Source organism: Bacillus sp. ISL-77 (genome assembly GCF_018613105.1).
Window position 1 is genome coordinate 133,017 of sequence record NZ_JAGGQY010000023.1, and the last position, 19,718, is coordinate 152,734.

At 36.1% G+C, this 19,718-nt stretch carries 20 protein-coding genes and 1 pseudogene; 2 read left to right on the forward strand and 19 right to left on the reverse strand.

What is annotated here, in order from left to right; all coding sequences use genetic code 11:
• Positions 1–8 precede the first annotated feature (8 nt).
• The 7 genes from tkt to J7E77_RS09215 form a co-directional block, all read right to left on the reverse strand.
• A complete protein-coding gene (gene tkt, locus J7E77_RS09185; RefSeq protein ID WP_214713635.1) occupies positions 9–2,006 on the reverse strand; it encodes a transketolase in 1,998 nt (665 codons plus the stop codon).
• Positions 2,007–2,091: 85 nt separating this feature from the next.
• Positions 2,092–3,027, reverse strand: a complete 936-nt coding sequence (locus J7E77_RS09190) for a sugar-binding transcriptional regulator (RefSeq protein ID WP_214713613.1) — start codon at positions 3,025–3,027, stop codon at positions 2,092–2,094.
• Between the two features lie 51 nt (positions 3,028–3,078).
• A complete protein-coding gene (locus tag J7E77_RS09195; protein ID WP_214713614.1) occupies positions 3,079–3,435 on the reverse strand; it encodes a PTS glucitol/sorbitol transporter subunit IIA in 357 nt (118 codons plus the stop codon).
• Positions 3,436–3,479: 44 nt separating this feature from the next.
• Positions 3,480–4,481: a PTS glucitol/sorbitol transporter subunit IIB gene (gene srlE / locus J7E77_RS09200; RefSeq protein WP_214713615.1), complete on the reverse strand. Its 1,002-nt coding sequence runs from the start codon at positions 4,479–4,481 to the stop codon at positions 3,480–3,482.
• A gap of 10 nt (positions 4,482–4,491) precedes the next feature.
• Positions 4,492–5,022, reverse strand: coding sequence for a PTS glucitol/sorbitol transporter subunit IIC (srlA, locus tag J7E77_RS09205; RefSeq protein ID WP_214713616.1), 531 nt, complete (start codon positions 5,020–5,022; stop codon positions 4,492–4,494).
• A 21-nt stretch (positions 5,023–5,043) separates the two neighbouring features.
• On the reverse strand, positions 5,044–5,469 hold the full coding sequence (locus J7E77_RS09210) for a transcriptional regulator GutM (RefSeq protein ID WP_214713617.1): 426 nt from the start codon (positions 5,467–5,469) through the stop codon (positions 5,044–5,046).
• A gap of 122 nt (positions 5,470–5,591) precedes the next feature.
• Complete coding sequence (locus tag J7E77_RS09215) at positions 5,592–6,887, reverse strand: NAD(P)H-dependent oxidoreductase (RefSeq protein WP_214713618.1); 1,296 nt, start codon at positions 6,885–6,887, stop codon at positions 5,592–5,594.
• Between the two features lie 254 nt (positions 6,888–7,141).
• On the opposite strand from J7E77_RS09215, the gene J7E77_RS09220 reads away from it, so the two are divergent.
• A complete protein-coding gene (locus J7E77_RS09220; protein ID WP_214713619.1) occupies positions 7,142–7,612 on the forward strand; it encodes an NUDIX domain-containing protein in 471 nt (156 codons plus the stop codon).
• A 259-nt stretch (positions 7,613–7,871) separates the two neighbouring features.
• Here J7E77_RS09220 and J7E77_RS09225 read toward each other — a convergent pair whose 3' ends face one another.
• The 12 genes and pseudogenes from J7E77_RS09225 to J7E77_RS09280 all read right to left on the reverse strand — a co-directional run bounded on the left by J7E77_RS09225 (position 7,872) and on the right by J7E77_RS09280 (position 18,357).
• Complete coding sequence (locus J7E77_RS09225; RefSeq protein ID WP_214713620.1) at positions 7,872–8,204, reverse strand: DEAD/DEAH box helicase family protein; 333 nt, start codon at positions 8,202–8,204, stop codon at positions 7,872–7,874.
• A 136-nt stretch (positions 8,205–8,340) separates the two neighbouring features.
• Positions 8,341–8,538: a sugar-binding domain-containing protein gene (locus tag J7E77_RS09230; protein ID WP_214713636.1), complete on the reverse strand. Its 198-nt coding sequence runs from the start codon at positions 8,536–8,538 to the stop codon at positions 8,341–8,343.
• A 419-nt stretch (positions 8,539–8,957) separates the two neighbouring features.
• Positions 8,958–9,252 (reverse strand): annotated as a pseudogene (locus J7E77_RS09235) (transposase); the annotation flags it as partial.
• Between the two features lie 708 nt (positions 9,253–9,960).
• Positions 9,961–10,119, reverse strand: coding sequence for a GapA-binding peptide SR1P (locus tag J7E77_RS31710; protein WP_214713621.1), 159 nt, complete (start codon positions 10,117–10,119; stop codon positions 9,961–9,963).
• Entirely contained in the window at positions 10,095–11,126 is a 1,032-nt protein-coding gene (gene gap / locus J7E77_RS09245; RefSeq protein ID WP_214713622.1) for a type I glyceraldehyde-3-phosphate dehydrogenase, read from the reverse strand. Before gap ends, J7E77_RS31710 begins: the two co-directional genes overlap by 25 nt.
• Positions 11,127–11,212: 86 nt before the next feature.
• Entirely contained in the window at positions 11,213–11,473 is a 261-nt protein-coding gene (locus J7E77_RS09250) for a YciI family protein (protein ID WP_214713623.1), read from the reverse strand.
• Between the two features lie 15 nt (positions 11,474–11,488).
• A complete protein-coding gene (locus J7E77_RS09255; RefSeq protein ID WP_214713624.1) occupies positions 11,489–12,655 on the reverse strand; it encodes a glycerate kinase family protein in 1,167 nt (388 codons plus the stop codon).
• Between the two features lie 114 nt (positions 12,656–12,769).
• Entirely contained in the window at positions 12,770–13,855 is a 1,086-nt protein-coding gene (locus J7E77_RS09260) for a CdaR family transcriptional regulator (RefSeq protein WP_214713625.1), read from the reverse strand.
• A 303-nt stretch (positions 13,856–14,158) separates the two neighbouring features.
• A complete protein-coding gene (locus tag J7E77_RS09265) occupies positions 14,159–15,490 on the reverse strand; it encodes a 2-hydroxycarboxylate transporter family protein (protein ID WP_374102960.1) in 1,332 nt (443 codons plus the stop codon).
• A 219-nt stretch (positions 15,491–15,709) separates the two neighbouring features.
• Complete coding sequence (locus J7E77_RS09270) at positions 15,710–16,807, reverse strand: tartrate dehydrogenase (protein ID WP_214713626.1); 1,098 nt, start codon at positions 16,805–16,807, stop codon at positions 15,710–15,712.
• A 263-nt stretch (positions 16,808–17,070) separates the two neighbouring features.
• The gene (locus tag J7E77_RS09275; RefSeq protein WP_214713627.1) at positions 17,071–17,754 is read right to left on the reverse strand and encodes a GntR family transcriptional regulator; all 684 of its coding nucleotides are present in this window, start codon (positions 17,752–17,754) and stop codon (positions 17,071–17,073) included.
• 192 nt (positions 17,755–17,946) lie between these two features.
• Positions 17,947–18,357 carry a GNAT family N-acetyltransferase gene (locus tag J7E77_RS09280; RefSeq protein ID WP_251028023.1) on the reverse strand — a complete coding sequence of 137 codons (411 nt, stop codon included), beginning with the start codon at positions 18,355–18,357 and terminating at the stop codon, positions 17,947–17,949.
• A 740-nt stretch (positions 18,358–19,097) separates the two neighbouring features.
• Here J7E77_RS09280 and J7E77_RS09290 point away from each other — a divergent pair.
• Positions 19,098–19,526: an HTH domain-containing protein gene (locus tag J7E77_RS09290; RefSeq protein WP_214713628.1), complete on the forward strand. Its 429-nt coding sequence runs from the start codon at positions 19,098–19,100 to the stop codon at positions 19,524–19,526.
• Positions 19,527–19,718: the final 192 nt, after the last annotated feature.

The window sequence follows — 19,718 nt, forward strand, 5'->3', positions numbered from 1 at the left end:
GTAAACTATTACAATAGCTCTTTTACTTTTACGACAATATTATCAACCGTAAAGCCATAGTTCTCGATTATTTCATCACTAGGGGCTGAAGCACCGAACTTATCAATGCCTAATACCTTTCCTTCTGTTCCTACATAGCGGTACCATACGGAAGAAGCACCCATTTCAATCGCAAGACGCTTTGTTACAACTTTTGGCAATACAGATTCTTTATACTCGGCAGATTGAGCTTCAAAAAGATCAGAGGAAGGCATACTAATAACAGATACATCAATCCCCTCTTGAGACAATGCTTGTTGTGCTTTCACTGCAAGACTAACTTCAGAACCCGTTGCTAAAAGAAGCGCATCAGCCGTTTCTTTTCTACTTGGGGAATTTACATAGGCACCTTTGGATACTTTCTCGTACGTATCGTCTTTTGCGCCTTCCAATATTGGTAAATCTTGACGAGACAATACTAGTGCTGTTGGCTTGTCCGTAGATTCTAATGCAATTCTCCAAGCTGCACTTGATTCATTTCCATCAGCAGGGCGAATGACAGATAAACCTGGCATTACACGTAGTGATGCCAACTGTTCAATTGGTTCATGTGTAGGTCCGTCTTCACCTACTGCAATGCTGTCATGTGTTAATACATATGTCACAGGGAGCTTCATTAAAGCTGCAAGGCGAATGGCAGGACGTAAGTAATCCGAGAATACGAAGAATGTCCCTCCATATGTTTTCAAACCGCCATGCAATACAATTCCATTCATTGCAGCACCCATTGCAAATTCACGGACACCATACCAGATATTTTTACCGCTATAATCTACTTTCGAAAAATCCTTTTCTTTTTTCATATAGGTTTTGTTCGAGCCTGCAAGGTCAGCTGATCCCCCAAAGACAGATGGAACCACTGATGCAATCGCATTAATGGCTTCTCCTGAAGAGGAACGGGTCGCAATCCCTTTACCTACTTCATATTTAGGAAGGGCCTCCTGCCAATTTTCAGGCAAGCGTCCTTCAATTGCCAATTTTAATTCGTTTGCTAAATCTGGGTAACTCACTTGGTATTGAGTAAACATCGCGTTCCATTCTACTTCTTTTTGCTTGCCAGCTTCTTTTACAGCTTTACGGAAATGGTTGTAAACTTCTTCTGGCACATGGAAATCCTCAAAATCCCATCCATATGCTTGTTTCGCCAACGCCGCTTCATCCTTGCCAAGTGGTGAACCGTGTGAATCAGATTTCCCAGCTTTATTTGGAGAACCAAAACCGATGGTTGTTTTTACTTCTATCAAGGTCGGACGGGTTTCGTCCCCTTTTGCTTCTGCAATCGCTTTAGTTATTTCTTCTATATTATTACCATCTTCTACTCTAAGGACTTGCCATCCATACGCTTTGTATCGGTCTGCCACGTTTTCAGAGAAGGAGCGGTTTAAGTCCCCATCAAGTGAAATGTCATTTGAATCATAAAGAACAATTAAACGTCCCAAGTCTAAATGGGCAGCAAGAGATGACGCCTCTGCAGAAACACCCTCCATTAGGTCCCCATCTCCACAAATGACATATGTATGATGATATACAATTTCATAAGCATCACGATTATACTTTGCCGCCAAGTGCCTTTCTGCCATCGCCATGCCGACTGCCATTGCAATTCCTTGCCCCAACGGTCCCGTGGTAGCATCTACTCCAGGAGTATGACCAAACTCTGGATGTCCCGGTGTCTTGCTTTCCCATTGTCGGAAAGATTTGATGTCTTCAAGGGTGACATCATATCCTGATAAATGCAGTAAGCTATATAAAAGCATAGAACCATGGCCAGCTGAAAGAACAAATCGGTCCCGGTTAAACCAATTTGGATTTTCAGGATTTTGGCTCATAAATTTTGTCCATAAAGTATAAGCCATTGGGGCTGCACCCATTGGCATTCCTGGATGTCCTGAATTCGATTTTTCTATTGCATCTATAGAGAGTGTGCGAATAGTGGAGATAGATAAGTGTTCAATCGATTTTTCTATAGTTAGATTCATTTCTCATTCATCCTCTGCTAAATGATTTAAAAATAATGGGACGAAATTTTATCTCGTCCCAGATTTTCAATACTTAATCCAATAAAGCCTTTGCAGTAAGCTCGTCTGTAATTAATACATGTACTAATTTTCCTTCCAAGGCTGCTTTTATCGCCTGCACTTTTTCTAATCCACAGGCCACTCCTACGACAAGGGGAATTTCTTTTAATTGCTCTAATTTCAATGAAATCACTTGTTCATTCCAAGAATTATCTGAGGTGTCACCATTCTTGTTAATGAAGTTATAACAAATATCGCCAACCACGTCTGTCTGGTTAAAATACTCTTGAGTCTCCTGACCAAGGTAGGATTTCACCATGGTTGAGTGCTCAGGAGTTCCGCCAATCCCCACAATCGCTATATTCGCTTTTGATGCCAAATCAAATATGTCTTGGATGGAGGATTGGCGCATAAAGATCTCTTTCGCCTCTTTGGAATCAACCATTACCGGTGCGTGAAGGAGCTTGTATTGTGCTTGCAGGACGCCTGCAAACTTTGCAACAAGAGCATTTGCATGAATATCTACTCGCTCATTTCCCATTCCTCCTACTAAAGGAACAAAGGTAACTGATGGAAATTGCTGATTTGTCGACAAAGCCTCTGCTACCTCATGCAAAGTTGTCCCAGACGAAACTCCAATCGTTTGGCCATCCCGGATGACTCTTAATAAATATTTACTTGCCGCCGCTCCCAAACGATTCTTGGATGAATCATTGCCAAGGTTTGGAATACACATGACTTCACGTAACCCATATAAACGTTCTATTTTTCCTTCTAACTGCCGATATGGGTGAATGGTTTCATCATGAATAATGACTTCAACAATTCCCAGCTCTTTTGCTTTAGCAAGATATTTTGAAACCAGAGAACGGCTTACCCCAATATCATCGGCAATCTTAGATTGAGTGGCTCCCTCTTCGTAATACATTTGAGCAATTTTAACAAGTAATCTTCTATCCTCAAAAGACAAGTCTATCAACCCCCTTTACTTTTTCTATTTATCGGAGGTTCAGTTCTCCTACTATTTAAATTCAATCACACTGCCATTTTTATATTTAGGAAGGACATGCGGTGAGACAAATACAGCTCCTGGAAGAACCTGATCCTCTGGTTCCGAAAAGTAGATGGAAATATGACCAAGTTCCTTTAAATTTGCATTAGCTGCTGACCCTACTGCCGTTATCTTATATTGTTGATCATCCACTTGGAAAACTCCGCCTTCTTTAATGGAAACTTTGGAATTGTCTATTACACTTTCATGAATGATTGATACTTCCTTTAGTTCTTGAGGCGCTTGAGGCCCAAACAGGATATTTACTTTTTCTTCCTCAAATGCTAAAGCTAAAGCGCCAACTTCTTTTACAATACTTTTATACATACTGAATTCCTCCAATAATCGTTTTACGTTTTTAAATTTAGATTTTAATACATTCCAAAACTTGCAACGTAGGCAATAACAACGGCTAAAACCCCGGTAATTAAACGGCTGTATAATACTGCCGGCACACCGTATTGTACCGTTTCCGGTTTAGCTTCACCAAGTGACAATCCGACTGGTATGAAATCGGCACCAACTTGCCCGTTAATTGCGAATAATGCAGGTAAGGCAAACTGTGGAGGAATATTCCCAGTAGCGATTTGCGTACCAATCAGCACCCCGACTACCTGTGAGATAACGGCACCCGGACCAAGGACCGGTGATAAAAATGGCAGTGTACAAACAATGACAATAACGATAAGTCCCCATAAAGAACTTGCCAGCGGTGATAGAGAATGAGCGATTAAATTACCAATCCCTGTATAATTAATGATTCCAATTAGCATACTAACAAATGCCATAAAAGGAATGATATTTTTTATCAACATGTCAATCGAATCGCGTCCTGCTTGATAAAAGATTCCCGTTACTTTTCCGATTCCTCTTGAGAATCGCATTAAGAAGTTTCCATTATCGAGTTTTTCTTTCTTTAATTGTTCATAATTCTTTTTGAAGCTTTCCTTATTGTCATCTTCCTGACTGGCTACTGCAGCTGCAGATTCAACAATTCCTTGCCCTTCTGCTAAGGCGATTGATTTTTCCGTAACTCCTGAAACAAAAATATCTTCTGTAATATGCTTTGCAAGCGGACCAGATGGTGAAGACGGAAGAATATCTACGGTTGGAATTCGCTTCATTGGATAAAGACCAATTCTTGCTGTTCCTCCACAGTCAATAACTACACACATCATTTCATCTTCCGGAACAGAGTTTTTAAAGCCGTCTACTGCCTCTGTTCCCGACATTTCAGCTATTTTTCTGGCAACAGGGTGAATTCCTCCACCTGTAATTGAAACTACCTTTGATTTTTTTCCTTTTGGCTCAATTAACAGACCTTTTCCCCAGCCGCCTGAACCTTTATTTACAAATACTGCTCTTTTCTCCATTATGATCCCCCTAACGTGAATTCGCTTCCATCTTTCTCGCTAAAATTTTAGTAATCTGTTCGGTAATAATACCACGTAAGAGCATGATGACAATTCCGACTAAAAAATAACGAACAGCTAGTTCGGATGTTGCATAACCTGCTTGTTTTAAACCGTTTGCAATTCCTAAATAAACAAACAGCTCACCTGCGTTTGCATAAGGAAATAGTGCTGTTACTGGATGGAAAAAAGAAACTAAAGAATCATAAAATGCCGGCTTGTGTTTCTCTTTTACAAAACGACCAAATGTATAAGCCATAGGGTTTGTCAATAATAAAATAGATAAAATCGGCATTAAAGTGTATCTTAGTAGCATATATTTTGCAGCAAATTGAATCGCATTGTTGATTCTATCTTCCCCTACAAACTTAATCACTGCATACGTAAACGTTAGTAACACCACCAAGGTAGGTACTATACCCGTTAATAGACCCATAAATTGTTTTCCGCCTGCTTCAAACATTCCGATAAAGTGTGTCCCGAACCATTGAATCCATTCCATCTAAGTGAACGCTCCTCCCCATTAACTGGTTGTAGTATTTTTTTTAGCTATTGATAGTAAAGCATTTTCCGCAGCCTTTGAAAGAGCCGCACTAACAGCAGGTAATTTATGGCGCTTACCTTTTTTTAATTGATCTTCTTGTACTTCGCTTAATAAGGTCCCAACATGTTTACCTTTATATTTTGCTATTTCTTTAAACTTCGATAGAACTGAAAAACCATTAACCACATAGCACTCTTGAATCATGTAGCTATTGTTGACAATTAGCATCGCTATTGCCCCAGGCCTAAATTTCCTTTTCTCCATACTAGAGAACAAGTAATATCCTTCTTTCTCTTTGTAAAGACTTGTAATTTTTTCCATACTTTTACGATAATAACGTACTTGGATAAAGGTTAAGGCGTATTGAACAATTAACAAACCGCAAAGAATTATGGTAATTTTCATATATTTGAATTCACTCCTCTTGTAAGTAGCCAAAGTTTTAAAAAAGGCTGCAAAGCTTAATCTTCAAGAATCAGGCTTTGCAGCTCCCTGCATACTTACCCTTTAGTTGAGTGATTCGTATCTCAAACAGTTACTGATTCTTGAAGTTTTTTTGAATCTACTACTGAATTGGTAGGAAATAATCCGTCTTGTAGTGATCTTAATTTCCAAACAGTAGTGTTAACATCTAACTCGATATCATCTGTAGTTAGGAATTGACCTTGTTTGATATCTTTCTTAGCAATAACTTTACCACTAATTAATCCAATTGGAATATGTGCGTTACGCTTCATCTCTTGATGAGATTCAACAACCCCACGTACTGAATATCCACCGATGCCATCAAGTGATTCTCCTGCCTTGATATCACGTTTTGCAACTGCTACTGTATCAGAGATTGGTCCACCTAGAGGTTGAATTGAACCTTCGTTTTGTAATATAGCTTTTGCAATCGTAATTGGTGTTTCTAGACTTGCTAAATGGAATGGACGATACAAGATGTGGTGATCTCTTTCACCCTTTTTCATCAAGTAACTTAATTCATGTGCTACGCCTTCATTTTGGCCTTTTACAATTACGAACACCCCAGGAGCAAGACCGTCCACATATTCTACTACACCAAATTTATTCAATACTCCGCCATTTTCTTTTAAATCTAAATCTTTTAAAACTGAATCAAGGTCTCCGGAAATTCCATGCATTCCAACAACATCTGGTACGAAACCAATAGCATTTGATAATAAGTTCATCTCTGCCATAGTTTTTGTTCCATCTTGGAAAGCGGCTAGCATGTGCGCGGCCATTTTATTTCGTTTCGCCTCTTCTGCTGCTGTATCAGGATTTGCTGTGATGCGTAATTTATTATTTTTCCCTTTACCTGCAACAAGTACTTCCATTCCCATTGTTTTAGCAAATTCGAATAATTCTAGGGTTGCTGCTGGCTCATCACCTGCTGAACCTGTGTAAACCAATCCTGCATTTTTAAATAACTGATGCATGATTGAACCAATGGTAATGTCTACTTCAACATTTAGTAGAACAAGATGTTTTTTCGATCTTAGTGTTTCTAGAGAAATGTTAGCTCCTACTTCTGGAACACCTGTTGCATCAACAATTACTTCTACGTTTGAAGACTGAATCACTTTACGGAAATCATTAGATACTAAAATTTGTTCTTTTTTTACTGAATGCTGGTTATAGTAATCTGCAGCCCTTTGTGCTGCATCAATATTAATATCACTAATACCGGTAACACTCATCCCTGGAATAGTCGAAATTTGAGCAATCATTCCAAATCCCATTTGTCCTGCACCGATAACTCCTACTCTAATTGGTTGGTTGGCTTTTTCTCTTTCTAAAAGCTGTGTGTAAATTGACATTTGCTTCATCTCCCTATTTTTTTGAATGTTAAATCTTTTAATCGTTTTCATAATAAACTATAATACTACTAACATTTGTTATTTGTTTTAACATTTCATAATAATAAATAACAAATTTATTATAGCGTGGAAAAAGATTTAACTTCGTGCCATTTGTTATTGTTGTTATCATATGTTACAAACTTATTATAAAATGGCTTGAAAAGGCTGTCAATAAAAAATTAGGGGAAAATTTATTTAAAGGAGGTTGTAATTTGAATCGGATTGATTATTATTACGATGAAAATGCACCTAAAGCGAAAACAATAGTTCCTGCTCTCTCTGCTGTAATCCTTCGCAATCACAGGGATATTCTGCTTCAGGAACGGGTTGATAATGGTATGTGGTCTTTACCTGGAGGAGGGATGGAACCGGGGGAAACAGTAGAAGATGCGATAAAAAGAGAGGTAATAGAGGAAACAGGATTCGCAGTCGCAGTAAAGAAATTGATTGGAATCTATAGTGATCCCAACCATGTAATAAAGTATGCAGATGGAGAAGTACGGCAGCAATTTTCTATTTGTTTTTTATGTCAGATTATAGATGGATCAATCGAAATAAGTCATGAATCAAAAAGGGTAGCATTTGTTCCATTAGTTGATTTGCATACTATTCATATTCATGAATCGCAAATTATCCGAATTCAGGATGCCCTTAGTGGCAAAAATCAGCCCTTTTTAAGATAGATGGTTTTAACCATTTATCTTAAAAAAGTCTTGGTATGTATCATTTTAACAACACAAAAAACCACTTCCTGAATTTTACAGAAGTGGCTTTTTATAATATAAATTAGTTACAATGCATTACCCAACCTTAAATTTCTTCAAAACAGTTTACTTTACTTGGAATTTTGTTCATGAAAGGGGATACCACCATATCGTCAAGATACTGGGGTGTTAGAAGACTTTAATTAGAAGATTCCCTTTTTTCCCAATTTCCTTTTTTCTATAAATCCTTAAATTTTTTAAATGCCTTTTTCGTTTCATTTACGTACCTTATCAGCCTAAAGGGTTTACTAATGACTCTTTTAGGCATTCCATCAATGAACTTGTTATGATCCTCTTTATATTCTTTAGTCAAATCTGTCGGTTTTGATAAAACTCTCTTATATATTTCTTTAGATAACTCCCTCGTTGGACTCATGTTCGTCACCATTTTACGATGGCAATAGGTACACTCAATAGATAAAACTTTACCGTTTAAATATTGAACGCGATGTAAAGTTTCATCATGGCAATGCGAGCAATAAAGTGAGGAATCTATCTCCGTAATTTTCATATAGTTTTACTCCTTTACAAATATTCTATAAACTTTGTTTGGAAAAAGGATTATCACTTTAATTATTACCTGCCTATTTATCTAAATAATTATTCTCAGTTAATTGTATAGGAGAGAGAAAAACCTAAGGATTGACTCAAGTTTTTATAATATAATTTTCATTCAATTTTAAAACAACATCTGCCGTTTGCTCATCAATAATAAGAACATTAATAAACTGACCTCTCAGAGCGCCAAGCACACTTTCAGCTTTATGTTCTCCTTCAACAACTGCAATCACCTTTTTTATTTTCTTTAATTCTTCTAATGAAATTCCTATGACCCTGTTATTAATACTATAACACTACTTATTTTAACATATGATAACATATGTAACGAATGGCATTAATTTAAATCTTTTTCCATGCAATAATTTATTTGTTATTTATACAACTAAAATGAATATATTGCCATCATTTCTCTTTATTACACATTCACTATTCCTTCCACCTGGTATTAGTAACCACAAGTATTTTCAACATCTTACTTCTTTGGGTTTTTGGTTCTTTTCTAATATATACTTGCTTCGTTTAGATTTTTAGTATTTTACACTAGATTCGGTACCTAAGAAGCCCCCCCATACTGTTTGTAGAGGCCACTGAAAATCTGTAGGTTTTTTATGTTTATAAGGTACTCACATAAAAAAACGGCTTTATTTTCAATATTTTGGAACAAAAAGCCGGCTTTTTCTTTATTCATCCTCCGTTTTTTGGTTTATTTTTGGTCTAGCAGTGTCATTATCCTCTCTAGATTTACCGTAAAAATCGCCATTCCCCCTTGCAGCTCCATGCCAATTAGACCCGAGGATTCTGCGACGTTATACCCGTGTCTATATTTTAATTCACTGTTTTTCACTTTAATTTCATAGTGCTCCTTGGATCTTTCTTTATAGAAACCGTTCTCCTGGAATTTCTCCTGTTCGGATGCTCGTTGATTTGATCGTGACCGAATAGGTCTAGCTTTTCGCACCTTCTTGGTAACATCCTTCCTTGAACGGGCACACCTTACACACAAATATTTGTCTCTTCTTTTAAAAAGATCATTTATTGTTAAAGATACACTATCAACTTACCTTTGATCTCTGAGTTATAATATTCATATTAATATAATGAATATTTAAAAGTAATGATGCAATATACAATATAATCATATATAATAACAGTCATATAATATATGAAATCAATAACACATATGTCGAAATATATATTATTAATTTTTTGAGAAAATTAATATTCCTATCGTCCCCTAGCTTGAATAGATAAAAGTCATTCGATTGCAAGGAATAAAATTTCTTCGCAAATACAAAAAGTCTCGTAAATACTTTTCGAGACTTTTTTGATCTATTATGAATGAGTAAAATTTTTATAGACACACACAGTTTTGAAGTTAGAGGGAAGATATATCTTTTGATTCCATGTAGTTTTATATAATAGCGTAAAGTCTTGTTTTAATGCACTTTTTTTTACTAGTCATATATCATTTATTCTTATCTAATTAAATATAAAAACATCTAATCTGTGACCAAGTTGTGACCAAAAGTGTGTCCATTTTTTATAGTAATTGTTAAAGTGGAATAAATTTAAAGATACAATGTTTTTATTGAGTCATTTACTAGCTGCATAAAAAGGTCTTTTTTTAAACTGTCCACTTTATGGGTCACAGTTCATGGCAAAAGGATGTTTTTATTTATGTTAAATTTGCTTCTAGTAAAGTAAATCTATTTTTTGTTTCTGTCTTGTTTTAAGTTATTGCAGTTATCCTCTTTACAATGAGAATAATAAATTATGACTTTATTAGTATCTGCTGTATCTATAAGCTTCCCGCAACGGTCACATATAATAGTACCTAATGCTACTTCACTAACTTTAACGACCATTCTTTTCCCATCCTTTCATGAACCGCCTGTGCCAAATCAATCACTCTGCTAGCATAAGCCCATTCGTTATCATACCAGGCAAGTAACTTTATTTGATTTTTTGCAGTCAGAATTGAAAGCCCATCGACAATTGCTGACTTATCACAACCAGTAAAATCCGCTGAAACTAAAGGTTCGTTTGTGTAACCTACATAATGATTTTCATTTGACGCTCCATTAAAAACTGATTTTACTTCGTCTAGAGTTACCTCTCGTGACACTTCAATTGTAAGATCGGCTAAAGAGACATCTTGGATAGGAACACGTAGGGATATTCCCTCCACAAAAGGCGAAAGATGTGGAAGTACATCCTCAAGCGCCTTGCCAACTCCAGTAGTCGTTGGAACAATCGATTGTGTACATGCTCTTGCTCTTCTTAAATCCTTGTGAGGGTTATCTATGTGCTTTTGATCAGAAGTAAAGGCATGAACTGTCGTCACCCAGCCTCTTTTTACTAGAAAAGCTTTATCCAGGCTATTTAAAAGCGGTGCAACACAATTCGTGGTGCAAGAAGCAGCTGATATTATTTTATGTTTAGAAATGTCTAACAGATGGTCATTTACTCCCATAACGACGGTTAAATCCATCTGTTTTCCGGGAGCCGTTACGATTACATGAGATGCCCCTGCTTCAAGATGCTTTTTTGCACCTTGTCGGTGATTGAATTTACCAGACGCATCCATTACAATTTCCACATTCATTTGTTTCCATGGAATATTCTCAGGTTCACGCTCCGACACTATCCGAATAAGATTTCCATTAATTAAGAGATTACTATTTTCAACTGAGATATCTACATTCCAAGTTCCATGAACAGTATCATATTTTAATAAATGAGCAACTGTTTCTGCCGGATAAATGGAGTTGATGGCTACTAATTTCAATGGATTGTTTGTACCGGATAAAACCTTTCTGATCAACAGTCGTCCAATTCTTCCAGTTCCACTAATACCTATTCTTCTTTCCATCAATCTTCCTCCCTTTATTGTTTACATCTCTTTTAATGATCGTACACGCAAACCTATTGGACACTAAAGTACAATTCCTATCTTCTTTAGTTGCTCATTTCCCATTCGTGAATTTCTACCCCTCGCGCTCCCTGAATAACATAAGGATCTTGTTTTGCTATTTTTTCCACTTCTTCTATAGAATCAACTTTATAAATTATTAATCCCCCAGTGCCGTCAGTAAATCGCCCTTTAGCAAAAATTTTACCTTCTCGGGTCTTCTCAGATAAATACTCAAGATGTTTTAGACGATACTCTTGACTCTTCTTCTGATTCAACATCGGTAAAAAAACAGCAAAATATTTCATGTAATAATCATCCCCTTATAAAACTAACCGCTTACATTTTACACTTAGAACAGTTTGAACCAACCGAAATAATTGGTTTGTGGTCGATCTTAAATTGTAGTATGTCACTTTGGAATCCATCGCCTCTTCCAATGTCATTGGAGCATTCACAACCGAAAAATAGGATGTGACACCAAGTTCATTTAAGATAGCTGTCTCTTCATTAATACCACCTGCTAGTGCAAGAACAGGTATTTCATACTTTTGAGCAAGTTGTGCTACCCCAAGTGGTGCCTTACCCATGGATGTTTGTCCATCCAACTTCCCCTCACCAGTAATAACAAAATCAACACCTTGCATGTTCTTTTCCATCTCCGTGATTTCTAATACCAATTCAATTCCTGACTGGAGTTTGGCTTGTAAGAAACCTGCAAATGCAGCCCCAAGTCCACCGGCAGCGCCCGCACCCGCGATGTTATGGATGTCCGTACATAGTTTATGTAGAACAACTTCTGCAAAGTTCTTAAGGCCTTTATCCAGTTCTTTTATCATTTCTGCAGTTGCTCCTTTTTGAGGACCGAAAATATGGGCGGCTCCAGTTGGCCCATAAAGGGGATTGTTCACATCACAAGCCGCTTTGAACGTGCAATCCTTCAACTCGGGTCGGACGGAAGTCACATCCACACTTCTAATGTTTAGAAGTTCTTGCCCACCCAAACTAATTTCCTTTTCGTGTTGATCTAAAAAAGTAAAGCCTAAAGCTTGGAGCATCCCAACACCTGCATCATTTGTAGCACTGCCTCCAAGTCCAATGACAAATTCACGACATCCTCTATCCACCGCATCACAAATGAGTTCACCTACTCCATATGTAGTGGTAACTAATGGATTACGCTTATCAGAAGGAACAAGCGGTAAACCACATGCCGCTGCGACTTCAATAACTGCGGTTTTGCGATCCCCCAAAATACCGTATATAGCATTTACCTTTTCATTTAACGGTCCCGTCACCTCTTTTGAAATCAGTTGTCCATCTGTTGCTTGGACTAGAGCTTCCACAGTACCTTCACCTCCATCTGCTAGAGGAAAGTTTATTATCTCGGCATCAGGATAAATATCTCTTATTCCTAAAGAAATAGCCTCGCTGCCGTCGATAGAAGAAATACTCCCTTTAAACGAGTCGATAGCAATTAAAACCTTCATTTTTAGAACCTCCTTCTTGTACCTTTGATTATAGACAAAGGGAAATAAAGATGTAACGGTCCGTTTGACAAAGAAATAGGAAGATTTTTGTTATCAATAACAAAAATCTTCAAACTAAAGAGTTTGAAGTAGAAGAGCAACATAAAGTTTAACGGAATCATGAAAATCTCTTGGATTTACCTTTGTTTTTTCGGCAATTTTCTCAAGGCGATATTGTAATGTATTTTTATGAATAATTAAATCTGAAGCTGTTTTTTTTAGTGAAAGATTGTTTTTATAATAGATATGCAAGAGTGTTATTTCTTCTTCAGTAAGTTCACCTACTAGTTTCGTTACATAGTCATTTCTTGTATGTGGATCTATATTTTCCATAATCATTTCTAACTCAAGTTTTGTATATTCACATATTAGTGATTGCTTGGAGATGGCATGTTTTAAGGCGAGTTTTGCATGTTTATAGGACTTTACTAGTTCTTCCAAAACACCAACACTACCGATTCCAATCGAACATCGTATATCCATTGAAAGAAAATAAGTTTCTAAGGATTGAAACACAGCTTTATATTGAGATTCATTGCCAATGATGGCATATTGGTTTGGGAATAAATAAGTAAAAAGCTTTATTCCCTGCTTCAGTAAGATGTCGTGCATATTAACGGGAAGTGAAGATGGATTGTTTAAGCCATGTAGATGAATAATGGCTACAAACGCATTCTCTTCTAACTCATACTGAAGCTGGTGTAAGTGTTCATTTATGATTTCATCCTTTTTTTGATTTTCAAAAATTAGCATCCGGACAACGGAGGAACGTAGTTCATCTAAAGAATGAACTTTTCTAACAGTCATTTGCTCTTTAATTAAAAGTTCTGTAATTTTTGTGAGTATGAATCCACGGGACCTACATTCTTCTGGATCGCCAGATATACCAATGATACCAAACATCTCATGGTCAATCATAACGGGATAATTTATACCTTTTTTCGTACCTTTGAATGTGTCATTTTCAGAAACTTCTATCACCATTCTCTTATCTTTGACCAGGAAGGCAGCTTCATGAAAAGATCCAATGCGGTTTGGATCTGTACTGGCAATAATTTCCCCATCTAATTGTATAAAGCTTATCTCCTTCCCAATCAGTTCTCTTGCTGCATCCACAATCGTTTGGGCTAACACAGGGCTAATCTGGAAATGTTTTTTCATTATTGTTAAGTCCTTTTCTATAAATTATCTATTAATATACTCTAACCTGCTCAATTACCATTAGGACAGCTATATTAGTAGGAAAGATACGGAGAATCCATATCTAGGTCATTAGAAAAAGCCAAGCTTTTTATAAGGGCCTGGCCGATTTTGTTAAAGATGTTTTTTAGGAAACGTCGATGAAAAATTTCTTTTACTTGTAAGCGCTTAATACTCTGTCCTAAAAACTCAAACTCTATAAGTCATCACAATTTTCACGAGATCATCAAAACCACGATTTATGATGTAATTATTACTCTCTACTTATGAAAACATGCGCAAGAGAATGCTAGCCAAAATAACAGTAGAAGCTCCACCAATACGAGTGGAAATTTGGGCAAAAGGCATAAGTCCCATTCTATTTGATGCTGATAAAATAGCTACGTCTCCTGTTCCTCCTAAACCGCTGTGACAGCATGTAACAATAGCAGATTCTACTGGGTACATTTTTACAAATTTCCCAATGAAGAACCCTGACACTGTCATTGATATCACCACTGATGCACATACGATAATATATGGAATTGAAATTACTGCAACTACATCCTTCAACGGAATGTATAACATTCCTAACCCTATCATGACTGGCCAAATAAAAACAGTAGAAACCAATTTGTAAAGTTGATGCGCTCCTTGCTCCATCTTTTTCGGAAGTAAATTAGCATATTTTACAAGTGCTGATACAAGGATCATCAATACAGCTCCAGGTATTAGTACTACTTTCTCAAGCATTCCTCCGAAGATGAACAATGTACAAGCTAATAGCACCCCTGTACCCATTAATTTAAAATCAATTTCAACCTTTTCCTCCTTCTGTTTAAAAATTTCATTATCTTTTTTGGACTTAACAAGCATTCCATTTCCGTTCCAAGCAGGATTTTTATTCCCAATGCGAACCAATACTCCAGCGCAAATAATGGCAATAATATTTCCGATTACGGCTGCCGGTATTAATTGTGCCACATAATTTTCAGGAGTACCTCCCAGGATAGATGAAAAAGCTAAAGATAGAGGCAGAATTCCTTCGCCCACTCCACCCGCAATAATAGGAACAATAATATAGAAAAAAGTGTGGTAAGCACTATAACCAAATAACATTCCAACACCAATACCTACAGTGACAGCAGATAAAGTTCCCACTACTAGTGGAATAAACATTTTGATTAAGCCTTGAATCAAAACAGTCCGATTCATTCCTAGAATACTTCCTACCACCAAGCTTGCAATTACAAAATATAAAAAGTTTGCTTCTTTCATCAAAATATGAACAGCATTTAAAGAAGTTGAATTAAACACATCATAATAAACTAAAACTGACGGTAATAATAAACACAAGATGGCAGGTCCACCAATGTCTTTGAAAATAGGAATACTTTGTCCCAATGGACCTAAAAACATTCCTAGAGTGAGAATAATCCCGAATCCACCAATCATATTTTCAGGTATTAATTTAAAATAAGCTGCTGATAAAACAATAGTTGCAAATACAATATACAATGGTAAGGGAACAGAACTAACCTCTAATTGAAAAAATCGTTTGTTTTTTACGGATTCATTAATTGTAAGCACTTCCATTTCTTTTTGTGCATTTTCCACAATAACACCTCCATTGGATTTTCCTTTATCTAATTATGATTTAGCCTAAATCTGATTTAATTAGTTCTTTTTATCTTAGTTTGTTCGAGTTTATAGTCTAAGATGTAATATTTTTTGTAGCACTTTTTCTACTGTATTAAGTTTTATTTACTTGGGTCCAGAAGCACTAGTAAGTATGGTTACCAGTACCCTGGATCTCTTTTATTTGTTATTATCAAATTACTTTTGAATAACAAACTCTACATTATTTCCCTTTTTATCGACAGCTTTAAGACGGTTATTGATTTCATCCGTAACCTCTTTTGTCGTGTACTTCCCACCAATGTCCGGTGTTAAAATTCCATCTCTCGTTACGCTTTCCATAACATTCATTAATGTGCTGCCAAGTTCTTCTTCACCATAGTGATCCAACATCATTTTTGCTGTCCAAATCTGACCAATTGGGTTTGCAATACCTTTTCCAACAATGTCTGGAGCTGAGCCATGAACAGGTTCAAACATGGAAGGAAATTTTCCATTTACATTGATGTTCGCCGCTGGAGCAATTCCGACGCTGCCCATGATAGCTGCACCTAGATCTGTCAAAATATCTCCAAACAAATTACTTGCAACAATTACGTCAAATCTTTCCGGATGGGTAACGAAAAATGCTGATAAAGCATCGATATGTTGTGAGTCTGTACTTATTTCTGGATAATCTTTTAATACTTCTTCAAACACATTATCCCAAAAAGGCATAGAATGATAGATTCCGTTAGATTTTGTTGCACTAGTTACATGCTTTCTACGCTTTTTTGCTAATTCAAAAGCATAACGCATGGCCCTTTCTGTCCCTTTCCTTGAAAAAATAGCATTCTGAATTGCTATTTCATCTTCACCTTGATATATCTTTCCTCCAACCGAGCTATATTCGCCTTCACTATTCTCTCGAACAACAATTAAGTCAAAGTCTTTTGGATTTAATAAAGGAGACCTAACTCCATCAAGTACTTTTGCTGGACGAATATTAATTACTTGCTCAAATTCACGACGGATTTTAATTAGAAGACCCCATAATGAAATATGATCAGGAACAAGCTTTAAGTTACCTACTGCTCCTAAAAAAATACTATCAAAATCTTTTAATCTCTCAAGACCATCTTCCGGCATCATTTTACCATGCTCGAGATAGTACTCACAGCTCCAAGGGAAAGTTGTAAACTCAAACTTTAATCCACCATGAATGTCCGATAGCGTTTTCAAAACATCGGTTGCTGCTGGAACTACTTCTTTTCCAATTCCGTCTCCAGGGATGTTAGCAATCTTTAATGTTTTCATCGTCAATCTCCTCACTGTTCTAAAAAGTGTAATTCGAGAAATTACAGTCGCCGGTATCCGGTCGACTGTATCTATGTTTTGATTTTACAGTAATATAAATTTTTAAGCAAGGGGTTTTTTATAATTTTCTTAATTTGAGAAATATGATCCACTACGCTTTATTTTCACTAATACATTAAAATTTTGTATAGGATTTAAAAAGATAGGCCATTTTGTTTTGTTATAATTAAAGAAAAGCAAACAAAAAACCATAACCTTAAAGATTATGGTTTAGTCTGTTCAGATGAATTGGACAGTACTTCAGTTAAATGTTCTAAATCAAGTTTTAAATGATTAATCATTGCCTGTGAAGCCTGGTCAGCTTCTCTCTTTTTAATACAATCAAATATTCCACGATGTTGAATTAGAATAATATCAGCTCGATTTTCTCCCTGAAAGTTTAATACTCGAAAGAAGTACATAAGTGATTTCAAATCACTCAGTTGTTTTTGTAATCGACGGTTTTGAGTGTACTGGATGATTAAACTGTGGAATATCTCATTTAGAGTAATAATAGTATCATTTGATTGTGAATCACGAATAGCCTGTTCTGTTTGCATCAGAGTTTTTTCGATTTCATCTAATTCAGCGTTTGTAGCAATTCTCGTAACTAATCCAACTGCAAAAGATTCAAGTGCCATACGGCAAAAATAAATTTCCTCAACGTCTTTCATAGTTGGTTGGTAGACCATAACTCTTGATTTTTCATCAACAATTACAAGTCCTTCTTTTTCTAAAATTCGTATAGCTTCTCGTATTGGACTTTTACTCACATTAAAATCTTTAGCTAGTTGGGTCTCAATAATCCGTTCACCTGGCTTTAATTTTCCTTCAAATATCATTTTCTTAATTGAATGATATAATTTTTCATAATATGGTATGGGTCTTTCTATTGCAAAATCACTCATAGTCTCATCCTTTTTCTGTAACATATGTTTAAAGTTTATATTATTTTATAAGTGCAAACAATATTTAAAAAATAACAACCTGACTTTAGCACTGGTTCATAGTCTATCAATTACTAGGTATCCAATGGAATTAGATTTTACACATGATATATTTTCTTAAACATACTTCCATGAAGTAGTCTTTATATTGTACTACAAATCTGTTTCCATTATAACGTAGGATTTGCCTCCTTTCATAAAACTGTAGTTGGTTTCTTGTAAACCAAATTTTTTATAAAAATCCATCTTATTCTTTCTGGCATTACACCAAATTCTCTTCACGCCACAGTCCATTGCAGCCTTTATTACATAGTCTAACAAAGTACTTCCGTGCCCCTTACCTTGTTCTAGTTGAAGTGTCGCGAATTTTCGAAATTGACATTCTTCATTATTTATAAAAAGTGAGATGACAGAAATCAGCATGTTTTCTTTAAAAAGACCAAAATGAATACCTAAATGATCGTCTTCTAATTTTATGTAGTCAAAGGCCTTATCTGGCCACATGACTTTATGTCTCAATTCCCAAGCTTTTTCCTTATCTATTTTTGAAATCGTGGTTTCCATAGTCCTCTCCTTCGTAACAAGTATATTATTTTATATGTCCTGTTGACATTGTTAAGGGATCATTTAAAAGGGATTTTTTTTACTATCGTCTGCTTGCTTCATATTTATTAATAATTTTATAAAAGTATTTTTCTTTAAGTCCATTTGATTCATAAAATCTACCGCAGTTATTTCTTTCCTTTTCCATAGGTCATAATTAAAATTAAAAATTAGTCTTTGCTTCTCCATTAGGGACTCAAGGTTCATCCTCGGTCTTCCCAAATGTTTTCCCTTTGCTTTTACAGACTCGATTCCTTCTCGTTGCCTTTTATTGATATCCTCTCTTTCTTTTTCCGCAACAAATGAAAGGACTTGTAATACCAAATCAGACTCAAACGTTCCTAGTGTTGTATCGAGAAGCTACATATCAATTACCCTAATGTCTCTCGGAAGTGAGCGTTTACACTTGATTCTCAATGCAATCGACAAAAATAGTACGATGACAAACACGAGAACATATTAGTATACCACACTGTAACTAGCCTTTAATTTTCTATAAAAGTCTACCCTCTAAAGAGGACACTGCAAAAAGGGTAAAAAACTTCTTTGTTATTATTAAAAAAAGCCCCTAAATTTCTACATTGAACTATAACCCGAATAATGGACACTTAAAAAAGTCCCCTATTCGGGTTTTTTTATGTCCCACTGCATTAAAACCCGTTTATAATCATTTAGAGGATATAACCGGAGGAAGTTAAAAAATGAGTAAATTTATATTTAATGAGATTCAGATTAAGCTATTAGAGATTAATCCGAGTGTGAACCATGTGTCAGAACGTTCCATTTCATTTACACCCGACTTTAAGATTAGAGCTGTAAAAGAGAATTTTAATGGAAAGGGTCCCGTACAAATCTTTATTGAGCATGGGTTTGACCTACAACTGATTGGTTCTGATAAACCTAAAGAATGCTTAAAGCGGTGGAGGAAAACTTTTAATCAGTTCGGAGAAGATGGGTTCCTTACGGAACGGAGTGGAAAAGGCAGTACTGGTAGACCATCCTCCAAGCAGCTTACAGTTGAGGAAAGCCTAAAGAAGGCTGAGGCACGGATCAAGTATTTAGAAGCGGAGCTAGAATTCTTAAAAAAGTTAGACGCACTCGAAAGGCAGGGATCGAAGAAGAAAAAGTAACTAAAACGGAGAAGTTTATGCTTATCCAAAAGATTATCACAAAGTGTGGAATTACAAGGATGGTAAAATACCTCTGTAAAATGGCAGGAGTAAGCCGGAGTGGATATTACGCATGGATAAAAGCTGAAAATCTTAGGACTTCAAGACAAGAAAATGATTGGAAAGATTATGTGTCAACAACGGTTTATTTTT